Below are 12964 nucleotides of genomic sequence, written 5' to 3'. Positions count from 1 at the left end.
GCTCCGAACATCTTTTCCGAATCTGGCGAAAGAGGCGGCTCTCTCGAGCGCGTACATTGACTAGAGCGGGCTGACGGGCGGCAGCTTGTCCCGGGCGATAGGCGGCGGCGGATCGAACCACCGAAACCCCAATAATCCGGCGAGAAAACCGCCGATGTGAGCTTCCCAGGCGATCGATGCGCCAGGCATGCCCATTGTCTGCGGAAAGACCCCTGACAGGAAGTTCGCGAAAAACCAGAGTATGAGAAAAATGACCGCGTTGCGGTTGGAGAAGATCTCTCTCAGCGGAAGCGCCGGCAGCCGATAGGTGTGGTCGCCGCGTTCCACGAAGCTGAAGGCGGACCCGAGCGGCGCGCCTGGTTGGAACGCAAAGCGCACCACCGCCGCCATAGCGCCGGACACTACGGCGGAGGCGCCGACGACTGGCTGCAAATCCGCCATATGCGTGAGGAACTGCGTCAACGCTCCCGCGACGGCGCAGACGGCGCAAAACATCAGAAACCGGCCATTCCCGAACCGACGCGCCACGGCGGAGCCGAAAGCAACGAGCCAGAGGCTGTTCATGCCGACATGGGCCCAGCCGCCATGCAGGAAGGCGTAAGTGAGCGGGGTCCACCAGAGCGGCCGGCCGTCTCCGAGGAAAAACACCGCCAATTGCGAAGCGTCTTCGTCGGTCCCTGCCGTCGCGTTCAAGGCGGCTGTGACGAGGTCGGGATTGAAGGCGAAAGTGAAGCGCCCCGGCACAAAGGCGAAGAGCGCGAGAGTTTTGAAGTGCGCCAGCGGCGAAACCAGATCGCAGATCGCCTGGATGATCACGAGGATCGCGACGAGCCCGAGGACCACTCCCGGCACGTTGAAAATTCGTTCTCTCGCGGCGGGCATGTTTGCAGCCTTGATCTTGGGATTCATGCATCAAAATACATGAATGCGCGCAGATTTTTGTGACCGGATCTAATCGACGTCTTCCACCGCGATTGGGGCTCCTCCGGAGAGCTTCTGCGCCAGCGCCGCCTCCATGAAGGGATCTAGGTCGCCGTCCAGCACATCATCTGGCGTTCCGGACGTTGCGCCCGTGCGGAGGTCTTTCACCAACTGGTAGGGCTGCAGCACATAGGAGCGGATCTGATGTCCCCAGCCGATTTCGGTCTTTGATGCTTCAGTGGCGTTGGCGGCCGCCTCGCGACGCTCCAATTCCTGCTCATAAAGTCTCGCGCGCAACATGTTCCAGGCGGTCGCCTTGTTCTTGTGTTGCGAGCGTTCGCCCTGACAGGCGACGACGATACCGGACGGAATATGGGTGATGCGCACAGCGGAATCGGTCGTGTTGATGTGCTGGCCGCCGGCTCCAGATGAGCGATAGGTGTCGATGCGGCAATCGCTTTCCTTGACATCGATGTCGATCTTGTCGTCGATAACGGGATAGACCCACACGGAGGCGAAGCTCGTATGCCGCCGAGCGTTGGAATCGAACGGCGAGATGCGCACGAGCCGATGCACGCCCGATTCGGTCTTGGCCCAGCCATGAGCGTTATGGCCCTTGACCAGAAGCGTGCCAGACTTGAGGCCCGCTTCATCGCCCGCCGTTTCTTCGATGATCTCGACCTTGAACTTGTGGCGCTCGGCCCAGCGCGCATACATGCGAAACAGCATGCGCGCCCAGTCGCAGCTCTCGGTGCCCCCGGCTCCCGCGTGAACTTCGACATAGGTGTCGTTCGAATCGACCTCGCCCGATAAAAGCGCCTCGATCTGGCGCCGCTCGGCCTCGACTTTGAGGCTTTTCAGCTGGTCGATCGCCTCCTTTTCGGTAGCGGAATCTTCTTCCGCCTCGGCGAGTTCGACAAGCGTGACGGCGTCTTCGAGTTCGTTGTCGAAGCGCTTGATCGAGCCGAGCCGGTCTTCAAGTTCGGTCCGCTCGCGCATGATTTTCTGCGCGGCCTCAGCGTCGTTCCAAAGATTTGGATCTTCGACCTTGGCGTTCAGTTCAGCAAGGCGGCGATGAGCGACATCGACGTCAAAGATGCCTCCTCAGCAATCCCATGGATTGCTTGATGGCTTGAACCAACCCTTCAGCTTCGGCGCGCATGTCTTTGAGAACTTTCTGGTGAGGGAGCGACGCTTGCGCCCCGAGATGGCGGGAACATAGGGTGGCGGACCCGCGATGTAAATGGGCGGCTGCGTCCCATGGTTCGAAGGACAAATTTAGGTTAAGATACGCTATGAAACGCGCCGAAGTCATCGCGAAACTCAAAGCGGTCGAGCCTCAGCTCTGGGCCCATGGCGTCGGAGCGCTCTACCTCTTCGGCTCCCATGCCCGCGACGAGGCGCGGGAGGGTTCCGATGTTGACGTGTTCGTCGACCCGGCCTTCGAGGATTTTTACAACCTCAACCATTTCGTCGGCGCCCACGAGGCTCCGGAACGGGCCTGTGGCCATCGCGTCAATTACGGAACCCGCAAGGGCCCCGTCAAATTCTACCGTTCCGCGATCGAGAGTGAGGCCATCCGGATTTTCTGATGCGCCAAACTCCGGTCCGCTGCCTGCGTCACATCATTGATGAGGCAGCACGGGGCACGCGATCCACGCGTGCTCACTAAGACACATTTCGGCACGGCATGCGCGAGGGATTTACGCCAAAGATGCCTCCTTAGTAGCCTCTCTGACGAGGTATCTCGCGCCTTTGTGATACTGATGGGTCTTTGGGTCAAAAATCTTGGCTCGGGTGGCCACTTATTCGTCTAGGCTTGATCCTCATCGTCGAGCGCCCGAAACTGCGCTTCGATTTCGTCGTAGGTAGCACCTTCCCGCGCTTTTTCTGCGATTGACTCCGCATGCTCGCCGAAGGAACCTAATTCGCGTAACAGAAGCTTCGCGGTCGATTCATTATTTGTTCCGATTAACAACCCCTGCAGCCATTCTTTTGGAACGGCGTCGCCAAACTGACTCGGCTGGTAAAACAACCAGCCGTTCATTAGATACGCTTCGTATATCGGGTCGTATTTTGGACGGTACCAGCGGGGCTCCGCCTTGATCACGATAGACTTTACATTTATTAGGCGATGAAGCTCGGCTTGCTCTATTCTCTTCTCGTCGCGCCAAGCGCGGGCTTTTTTGAGCGCCACAACTTTTAAGTCGAAGAGGTTTTCTGGCGCGGTCCCTTTAATTCGCTGGTATGGATCATCACTCCTGGCGCGAATTGAAAGCACAACATCATCCGGCTTTGGTTTCCCGTTCGCCCAGGAAACGGAAAAATCATACCGGCGCGTTGAATTCCCACTCGAATGCGCGGCATTAAACCAGCCGTCAACTCGATCTTCACGCGGCGAATAACCAAGTCGCTCGCGGGTGTTCTCCAGAATCAACGCCGGCCATTCTCCTCCATCACCGCCGCTAACGTTGGATTCTCGATCTATGAACATATCCACCGCCTTGGGAGGAATTCATACTAAGATGTAGTCCTAGTGGTCCAGGAGTTGCCAAGTCTTAATACAGCCCGCCCGTCCCTGTTCCGACGACGCGATCGGCGTCCGGATTGACGGACTGCGCGCGCGGCGAGGCGTCGCTCGTTGCATAGGAGTCAGGCGGCGCCGTGCCTGGCTTGAACGCCTCAAGGATTGTGCCGGAGCCGCTTGAGCGCATGCCTGTTCTGGCGTCGACCGAGATCAGTTTGATGCCCGGCGGCACGCGGAATGGCACATCGGGCTTGTCTTTCAGCGCCATCGTCATGAAGTCGCGGAAGATTGGCGCCGTATATTGCGCGGCTTGGGCGGAATCGCCAAGCGAGCGCGGCTGGTCGTAGCCCATGAAGACGCCAACCGTAAGGTCGGGCGAATAGCCGACAAACCAGAGATCCTTCGCCTCATTGGTCGTGCCGGTTTTGCCGGCGAGGTGCTTGCCGACGGCCTTGATCGACTGCCCCGTCCCGCGCTGGATGACGCCCTCCATGATCGAGGTGATCTGATAGGCTGTCAGGGGGTCCAGCACCTGCTCACGCTTATCGATCAGTTTCGGCTCAGGCTGATTTTCCCATTTATCCGCGTCGCAGCCCTCGCAGATGCGCTCGTCGTGGCGATAGATCGTGTGGCCCCAGCGGTCCTGGATGCGGTCGATCAGCGTCGGCTTGATCCGCTTGCCGCCATTGGCCAGCATCGAATAGGCGGTGGTCATGCGCAAAAGCGTCGTTTCGCCGGAGCCGAGCGACATCGACAGATAGGGCGGCAAATCATCATAGATGCCAAACCGCTTGGCGTATTCCGCAATCAATGGCATGCCGACGTCGCGGGCGAGGCGCACGGTCATCTGATTGATCGAGTGTTCGACGCCATAGCGCAAGGTATGCGGGCCGCTCGACTTGCCTTCGAAGTTTTCCGGCCGCCAAACGCCAAGGCCCGCCCCCTGATCGATTTCGATCGGAGCGTCGAGAACGATCGAGGACGGGGTGTAGCCATTGTCGAGCGCGGTCGCGTAGACGAAGGGTTTGAACGATGAACCGGGCTGCCGCAGCGCCTGCGTCGCTCGGTTGAACTCGGACTGATCGAAGGAGAATCCTCCGACCATGGCGAACACGCGGCCGGTGTAGGGATCCATCGCGATGATGGCGCCGCTGACTTCTGGAATCTGACGCAGGCGATACTGTCCGGGCCTGCCGTCGACCGGATCGACATAGATGACGTCGCCAGGGGTCAGCGAGGATCGCGAGCCGACGCCCCGCGTCCAATGCAAGCCCACGTTGCTGGCGAGCGTTGCAAGCTCGCGTTCGCGTTCGATTTCACCCGATTTTTCCCGCCGTGGCTGCAGGCCGATGCGCGCGCCATTCTCATTGGCGTCGATGACAACGGCCAGCCGCCATGATCCGACGTCGCCGAGGGCCGGCACGTCGGCAAGGGCGACGCCCCAATCCTGACTGATGTCGATATGACGCATCGGGCCGCGGAAGCCATGCGCCTCATCATAACGAACGAGGCCGTCGACCAGCGCGCGGCGCGCCATCAGCTGCATCTTCGGATCAAGCGTCGTGCGGACCGAAAGACCGCCCTCGTAAAGCTTCTTTTCGCCGTAGCGGTCATTCAATTCGCGGCGCACTTCCTCGGCAAAGAAGCCGGCGGACAGAGCGTTCGGCGAGAGCACGCGCGGATTGACGCCCAAAGGCTCGGTCTTGGCCTTCTCTCCGTCGGCGCGCGATACATAGCCGTTTTCGACCATCCGATCGATGACCCAGTTGCGCCGTTCGATCGCCCGCTCACGCTTGAGGAAGGGGTGATAATTATTCGGGGCCTTGGGCAGAGCGGCGAGATAGGCGGCCTGCGCGACGGTCAGCTCGTTGACCGACTTGCCAAAGTAATTCAGAGCCGCGGCGGCGACTCCGTAATTGCCCAGTCCAAGATAAATCTCATTCAGGTAAAGCTCGAGAATTTTTTCCTTCGAATAGGCGCCTTCGATGCGGAACGCCAGAAGCGCTTCCTTGATCTTGCGCTCGAAAGACCGCTCGTTGGTCAGGAGGAAATTCTTGGCGACCTGCTGCGTGATCGTCGAGGCGCCCTGCACGTGCTTTTCACCCTGCACGAGAACCAGAGTGGCGCGCAAAATACCTTCCGGATCGACGCCGGCGTGATGATAAAAATTCTTGTCTTCCGCGGATATGAAGGCGTCCTTCACGAGCGGCGGAATAGCCGCGCTCGGAAGGTAAAGGCGCCGCTCGCGCGCATATTCGGCAAGCAGAGATCCGTCGCCGGCGTGAACCCGCGTCATGACCTTTGGCTCGTAGTTCTTCAACTGCGTGTAATCAGGAAGATCTTTCTCAAAATTCCAAATGACCAGTCCAGCGGCGCAAGCCGCCACGACGAAGAAAATCGCCGCGGTCGCGAAGATGAAACCGAGAAAACGGGCAATAAGCCGCATACGGAGGCCTTTTCATAAATTTTGCGCGAGGGCCGCCAAAAGTAGCGGACTTTTCAGCTCGGCCTCGCGATCAAACAAACAAGCGGCGTTATCGATTCGGTTTATAAAACGATTACGCTCCAATATGACACGCCGCTTTGAGCCTGCGCAGAGCGTGATGGCCCATCCCTGCGGCGCTTTTGTGTTAATAGTTTGTCAAGCGATCGCACGCCAGAGCGAATTGCCGCCCCCCCTGCTCCCGGCTCAGCGGGCATCGCTGGCGGAGTCCCCAAGGGGCGCCTGAATGGCTGCCTTGCCGATCACGGAGTCGCCCTCGGGCGCGTCCGGACGCTCCGGCGTCGCGACCGATGGCGATGAAATAGCTCCCACAGGCGCCGGATCCTTGACGGCCTCAGAGAAATTTGACGTGCCGCGCTCAGAAAAAAAGGCCTTGATCGCTTCAGCCATGCGACTCACGGCCTGGTCGCGCCATTGCGGCGATGACAAAGCGATATCGTCCTTTTCGTTCGACAGATAGCCGAGCTCCAGCAGCACTGATGGGACGTCTGGCGCCTTCAGCACGCGGAAACCAGCCGAACGCTGCGGATTCTTATTGAGCCTGCCGGCGACCTTCCAATAATTCAAAAGGGTGTGGGCGAAGACGTGGCTATAGGCGCGGGTCTCCCGCCGCGTCAGATCAAACAGAATATCGGAGACCTCGGAGGCGTCCTCCGTACGGTCGAGCCCTGCGGCGGAGTCGGCCTGATTCTCCTTCTCGGCGACGCGCGCCGCTTCCGCATCGGAAGCCCGATCGGAGACGGTGTAAACCGTCGCGCCGGAGACATCCGTCGCCTCGGCCAGCGTGTCCGCATGGATCGAGACGAATAATGCAACTTTACGGTCACGCGCCATCCTGACCCGCTCGCTGAGGGAGATGAAGCTGTCGTCCTCACGCGTTAGAACCGGCTGGTAGAGCCCGTCCGCATCGAGCCTTGCCGCAAGCGCCTTGGCGAAGTCGAGCACCAGGTCTTTTTCGATCAACCCATTGACGCTCGCGCCGCGATCAATGCCGCCGTGGCCGGGATCGATCATGACGATCGGCTTGCCGGCGGCGGACTGTATTTTCTCGGCAATCCGGTCTCGAGCCGGCTGCGCCAGCGCCGCGCGGGCGGTCTGCGCCGCCGCCGCGAAATGCGCGCGATCGGTCTTTGCAAGTTCGATGACCAGGCGCGTTTTACCGCCGCCGCCGCTCTTTTCGCACCCCGCGCGAACAATGCGGGCCGGTCCGGAAAGATCGATGACGATGCGCGAGCGTCCCTTTTCGATCTGGCCGAAACGGAAGGACGTGACGAGGCCCCTCGGGTTGACGAGAGTCCTGACTGACGCCCCGCCGTCACGATCGCCATGCCGCCGGGGGGGCGCCACCGCTTTGCCGATCTCCGAATCTATCATGAACCGGATCTCCGATGCGTCGATGATAATGCGATCGGGGTCGGCAAGGACAAAGCCGGCAGCCTCCACCGGAGCCGATAGTTCGAAAACGAGGCTGGCGTGATCCCCGCCGTCGTCCAGATCCGCGGCGGAGGCTTCGATGGCGCCGGCCGCGCTCGGGGCGGGGGCGGTGGAAGAGGCGCTGTCTTCGGCTCGCGGCGCCGGTGCGACGGGCGCCGACAACGCGCCGAGCATCAACACGGCGGCGGCGAAGCGTCTCCAACCGGCGATTTTCGCGGCGATGTCAGCCATCTCAAGCGCCATATGTTGCCCTTCGACAGGATTGGATCGAAAACTTGCGCCAAGCTGTCGCCGCGGCGAGCATCCCTTCCGGCCGTCGCGGCCTGCGCGGATCCCTCGCTCAAAGTCATAGGATGAACGAGGTTAACACCTTATAACCGTCACTGGAATGCCGGCCGCAGGCTGTAGCCGCTCAGACACAGACGACTAAAAACTTGCCAAACGGCCTCCGAACCCGATATGAAAGCATATTCTTTCTCGGCCTGGAGATTCGCGGGTTTTGAGACCTTCGGATTTTGTTTGGTTTTCCGCAAATCTTGGCCTCGGCGTTCGACTTTTCTCAGCGTCTATGAAGATAAAATGGACGTCAGAGCTATAGTCGGTTCAGATTTCGCCATTTTGGTCGTCGGCATCTTGAAACCTTTCAAAGAGATGCGACGGCTCTGGAATGGGCTGCATCGGGCTATCCCCCAACCAGCCGAGAGAGTGTTTCTGGACGGTTTTCAAGCAAGCCGTTTCGAATAGGTAAAGAGGAAAATGAATTTCGCCGCGACGCGTCACTCTACGACCGTCAGTCACACCGCCGAAATATGCGACGCGTTCGTTCGGACGCACTGTCTTGTCGGCGCGAGATCCCCGGCGCTCAATTCCTCGGCGCCAAAATCAATGCGTCGTCTTCGCGGCCCTCTTGGCAGCCCCTGTCTGGATTGGTCGAGCCGTCGCGCTTTCACCCCGGCGGACAAGACCCCGCCGCCGATTTCGCCTTTCCCCTCCCATCCAATGCCTGACGCGCACCCGTGTCGGCCGCAATCAGCCCCGTTGTCTCGATTGAAGACTTCGACCGGCGGCCGCGGCCCCGCGCGCGTTTCGCCTGAACGAGTCTCCCATGGCCAACAAAATGCTTATCGATGCGTCCCACCCGGAAGAAACCCGGGTGGTCGTCCTCCGCGGTAATCGCGTCGAGGAATTTGATTTCGAATCCGCCAGCAAAAAGCAGCTCCGCGGCAATATCTACCTCGCCAAAGTCACGCGCGTTGAACCCTCGCTGCAGGCCGCCTTCGTGGATTACGGCGGCAACCGCCACGGATTTTTGGCCTTTTCAGAAATTCACCCGGACTATTACCAGATCCCCGTTGTCGATCGGCAGGCGCTGATCGACGAAGAGGCGAAAGCCCAGCGCGACGAAGAAGACGAAGAAACGGGCGGTCAGCGGCGCAGCCGCCGGTTCCGGCGTGGCGATCGGGGCGGACGGCGCGCCGAAAAGCGCGCCGCCGATGGTGAGACGCTGTCAGAGCCTTTCGCGGACTCGCAGGACGTCGAGGCCGACACAAACGCAGGCGCCGAACCGGCTTTCGAACCGCAGGAAGGCGCTTCTTCACTACAGGAGAGCGGTGAAAGCCGCGCTCTCGAAACCGCTGGCGCCCCAGAGATGCTTTTCGCCGCCGACGAGGGATCGCACAACGCAGTCAGGACGGAAGAGTCATTCGCCGCGGACGACGCCAGCGCGGCTTTCGGCGATGCGTCTTCCGAAAGCGGTCTTGATGAAGAGGCCGAGCGCGCCGGCGCGGCTTTTGACGAAAGCGCGCCCGAACGCGAAGCCTCCTTCAGCGAGCCGACCGATGAGGCTTTGAGCGGCGATCTTCGGCCGGGCGAGGCCGAGGCAAGCTCCGATACGCGCACGAGGGACCGCCGCTCCGCCGACGCCGATGAAGACGGCGAAGATGAAGAAGAGCATGTGGAGCAGCTTGGCGGAGACGCCATGGAGGAAGTCCCTTTCCGTCCGCAGCGCTATCGCAAGCAGTACAAGATCCAGGAAGTCATCAAGCGCCGTCAGGTGCTTCTGGTGCAGGTCGTCAAGGAAGAACGCGGCAACAAGGGCGCCGCGCTGACCACCTATCTCTCCCTCGCCGGCCGCTATTCCGTGCTGATGCCGAACACGGCGCGCGGCGGCGGAATTTCGCGCAAGATCACGGATTCGACAGATCGGCAGAGGCTGAAGTCAATCGCCCAGGAGCTCGAAGTTCCGGAAGGCATGGGCGTCATTTTACGCACGGCGGGCGCGAGCCGCACCAAGCCAGAGGTCAAGCGCGACTTCGAATATTTGCTGCGGATGTGGGAGACCGTTCGCGAGACGACGCTGAAATCCACAGCGCCCATGCTCGTCTACGAGGAAGGATCGCTGATCAAGCGCGCCATCCGCGATCTCTACAATAAGGACATCGACGATATCGTCGTCGCGGGCGAAAAAGGTTTTCGCGAGGCGCGGGACTTCATGCGCCTGCTGATGCCGAGCCACGCGCGCAGCGTTCAGCCCTATCGCGATCCGCAGCCGATTTTCTCGAAATCCGGCGTCGAGGCGCAGCTCGACGCGATGTTCCTCAATCAGGTCACGCTGAAATCGGGCGGCTATATCGTCATCAACCAGACCGAAGCTCTGGTTGCGATCGACGTCAATTCCGGACGCTCCACCCGCGAGCACAATATCGAGGACACGGCGCTCAGAACCAATCTCGAAGCGGCCGACGAAATCGCTCGGCAATTGCGTCTGCGCGATCTGGCTGGTTTGATCGTGGTCGATTTCATCGACATGGAGGAGGGCCGCAACAATCGCGCGGTCGAGCGGCGGCTGAAGGACGCACTGAAAAACGATCGGGCCCGCATTCAGGTCGGCCGGATTTCCCATTTTGGCCTCCTTGAAATGTCGCGGCAGCGCATTCGCACGGGCGTTCTTGAGGGCTCGACCGAGATTTGCCCGCATTGCTCGGGATCTGGAATGCTGCGCTCTACTGCTTCCATCGCGCTGCATGTTTTGCGCGTCGTCGAAGACGCGCTGATCAAGAGCGCGAGCCACGACCTCATCGTCAAGACCAGAACCCCCGTCGCGCTCTATATCCTCAATGAAAAGCGCGCCACGTTACGCGATCTTGAGCGCCGCTTCGGCGTCGCAGTCACGATCGACTCCGACGACAGCCTGATCGGCGCCGTTTATCACGCGATCGAGCGCGGCGAACCCGCGTCGGGCGGCCATGAGCCGCTTGCCCTTACGGCGGGCGAGCCCGCGCATTTCACACCCGAGGAATTCGGCGAGGAGATTCTCGTGGAGTTCGAAGAGCCGCAAGAGAACGCGTCCGGCTCGCATCTCACCGCGATCGAGGCTCAGGACGAGGACGAGACGCAAGACGAGAACGGTCAGCGGCGGGATGGCGAGAGCGAAAGCGAGGCTGATAGCCGCCGGCGGCGCAGGCGCAGGCGCAGACGCGGCCGGGGCAGCGATCGGGAAGGATCAGGCATTGCAGCCAATGCGCCCCAGCCGTCCGATGAGGCGCTCCAGGTGATGGCCGAGATCGGCGGCTTGCAACCTTTGGGTGCAACTTCCGGGAACGCGTTTGAAGGCGAAGCAACCTCCGACGCCGAACCAGGATTTGGCGCCGAAGAAGGCGTGGCGGAAGCGCCCGTCGAGACGGTAGCGGTTGGCGAGACGGCCCCTCCTCTCCCCGACGCGGAGGCCGCACCCGCCAAAACAGGCGAGCGCCGCCGGTCGCGCAGAGGCGTCAAAGCGCGCGACGCAGCAGCCGAGGCGGCGGCCGAGACGCTGGCAGGAGTGGCCCCGGAGCTGGCGCTAGAGGGCCAGGCCCGAGACGCCTCGGCGGCGAATGCTGACGCAGAGACTGAAGCGCCGCCGCCCGCTCGCCGCAGCCGCCGCGCGCCCCGCGCCCGCGCGCCGCGCCGCGCAGCGGCAGGGATCGAGACGGCAACAGCTCCGACCGAGGCTGCCGATATGTCCGCCGCGGAAGGGCATCCAATCTCCGCCGAAGGCGAGGCGGCGCCCGCCGTCAGCCATGCTCCCGAGGCTCTGACGGAGCACCACGCCTCCGAATCGGTCGCGGAGCCGGTTCTCGACCTTCAATCTAGCCAAGGCGCTCCGGCGGCCGAAGCGCCGGCGTCCGTCCCCGCCCATGAACCTGCCGATCCCGAGACACAGCCGACGCAGGAACAGGATCCGAATCGGCCGAAGCGCTCTGGCTGGTGGCAGCGCGCGAAAGCGAGCCTTAGCCGATAGAATCATTGGCGAAGACGCCTTGCGGCGCCCGCCGCTGAGCTCAAACGCCCTCATTAGAATCGAAAGGCCGCGCGACGAGTCGGCCTTTCGATTTTCAGAAAGAACTGCGATAGCCTAGAGCATGGCGCGGAAAAATTGCAGACCTTTGGGGCTTGCATTATGCGGTAAAACAAAGGCTTAAAGGGCAGAATGCGATTTCGCCCGAACGCGTTCTGGTCTAGGATTTCGAGGATATGATCGAGGAGTTCAGATTTATGTTTCAGCGAAGCCTAGCGCTTTTCGCCCGCCGCGCAGCCTTGATTTTCGCCGCGCTTGGCATTTTCGCTTTCTCGCCTGTCCGCGCGGACGAGTTTTCGCCGGCGCAGAAAGCCGAAATCGAATCGATCGTCAAATCCTATCTCGTCAACAATCCTGAGATTCTCCGCGACGCCGCCGCTGAACTCGATGCGCGCGAAAAGCTCGCCGCGACCAAAGCGCGTCAGCAGATTGTCGGCGATCCCGCTAGCCCTCTCTTCGACGTCGCCAATCAGGCGGTGATCGGCAATCCGGGCGGCGCCATTACCTTGGTTGAGTTTTTCGACTACAACTGCGGCTATTGCAAACGCGCGCTCGGCGATCTCGCGCGATTGATGAAGGATAATCCCGATCTGCGCGTGGTTCTGCGTGATCTGCCGATTCTCTCCCCTGGGTCGGTGGAGGCGGCGAAAATCGCGAACTCCGCCACAAATCAATTCAAAGGCGCGAAATTTTGGGAGTTCCACCAGAAACTTCTCGGCTCACACGGGCCCGTCGGCAAAGCGGAAGCGATCACTGTCGCCAAGGATCTCGGCGCCGACGTCGATAAATTGAACAAAGGCGCCGAGACGCCCGAAGTCAGCGCCGCCATCGACCAGTCGATGGAGCTCGCAAAAGACCTGAGCATCAACGGAACGCCAAGCTACGTGATCGGCGATGAAGTCGTCGTCGGGGCGGTTGGCTACAATGATCTTCAGGCAAAGATCGCCAACGTCAGAAAATGCGGCAAAGTGGTTTGCTCATAAAGAGCGAAGGTCGCGCGGCGCAGAGCGGCCTGGCCGCCTGCTGACCCGGCGTTGCGTGGCAGGAGAGGAGGGACTCGAACCCCCAACCCCCGGTTTTGGAGACCGGTGCTCTAACCAAATTGAGCTACACTCCTACGCAGACGCATCTGTAGCTTGAAGCCATGAATGAAATCAAGCGTTCCAATGCCGAAAGCTTTGGCTTTGGTTTCACGGGTTGCGTGGCTCATGGCGTAAGCGCGCTTGGCGTCGGAAGGAGTTTT

General features: G+C 60.9%; 8 protein-coding genes and 1 tRNA gene. 3 read left to right on the top strand and 6 right to left on the bottom strand.

Features of this window, described 5'->3' with window-relative positions:
* Positions 1-60: 60 nt before the first annotated feature.
* On the bottom strand, positions 61-882 hold the full coding sequence (locus tag MPC4_RS19295; RefSeq protein WP_174513959.1) for a rhomboid family intramembrane serine protease: 822 nt from the start codon (positions 880-882) through the stop codon (positions 61-63).
* Positions 883-951: 69 nt separating this feature from the next.
* A protein-coding gene (gene prfB, locus MPC4_RS19290; protein WP_174513958.1) for a peptide chain release factor 2 occupies positions 952-2083 on the bottom strand; the annotation gives its coding sequence in 2 pieces (ribosomal slippage) (positions 952-2013 and positions 2015-2083; 1131 coding nt in all).
* A gap of 133 nt (positions 2084-2216) precedes the next feature.
* Here prfB and MPC4_RS19285 point away from each other — a divergent pair.
* A complete protein-coding gene (locus MPC4_RS19285; RefSeq protein WP_174513957.1) occupies positions 2217-2513 on the top strand; it encodes a nucleotidyltransferase family protein in 297 nt (98 codons plus the stop codon).
* Between the two features lie 221 nt (positions 2514-2734).
* Here MPC4_RS19285 and MPC4_RS19280 read toward each other — a convergent pair whose 3' ends face one another.
* From MPC4_RS19280 to MPC4_RS19270, 3 genes are all read right to left on the bottom strand, one after another.
* On the bottom strand, positions 2735-3415 hold the full coding sequence (locus tag MPC4_RS19280) for a hypothetical protein (RefSeq protein ID WP_174513956.1): 681 nt from the start codon (positions 3413-3415) through the stop codon (positions 2735-2737).
* A gap of 64 nt (positions 3416-3479) precedes the next feature.
* A complete protein-coding gene (locus MPC4_RS19275; protein WP_134487888.1) occupies positions 3480-5894 on the bottom strand; it encodes a penicillin-binding protein 1A in 2415 nt (804 codons plus the stop codon).
* 243 nt (positions 5895-6137) lie between these two features.
* On the bottom strand, positions 6138-7616 hold the full coding sequence (locus MPC4_RS19270) for an N-acetylmuramoyl-L-alanine amidase (protein ID WP_244629119.1): 1479 nt from the start codon (positions 7614-7616) through the stop codon (positions 6138-6140).
* 874 nt (positions 7617-8490) lie between these two features.
* Here MPC4_RS19270 and MPC4_RS19265 point away from each other — a divergent pair.
* Positions 8491-11664, top strand: a complete 3174-nt coding sequence (locus MPC4_RS19265; RefSeq protein WP_174513954.1) for a ribonuclease E/G — start codon at positions 8491-8493, stop codon at positions 11662-11664.
* A gap of 254 nt (positions 11665-11918) precedes the next feature.
* Positions 11919-12704: a DsbA family protein gene (locus tag MPC4_RS19260; protein WP_174513953.1), complete on the top strand. Its 786-nt coding sequence runs from the start codon at positions 11919-11921 to the stop codon at positions 12702-12704.
* Positions 12705-12760: 56 nt separating this feature from the next.
* Here the strand turns inward: MPC4_RS19260 and MPC4_RS19255 are convergent.
* Positions 12761-12838, bottom strand: a tRNA-Trp gene (locus MPC4_RS19255).
* Positions 12839-12964 lie beyond the last annotated feature (126 nt).

The organism is Methylocella tundrae (genome assembly GCF_901905185.1).
Taxonomy (GTDB): Bacteria; Pseudomonadota; Alphaproteobacteria; order Rhizobiales; family Beijerinckiaceae; genus Methylocapsa; species Methylocapsa tundrae.
The sequence above is the reverse complement of the archived record's forward strand: the minus strand, read 5'-3'. Positions and strand labels throughout refer to the sequence as shown.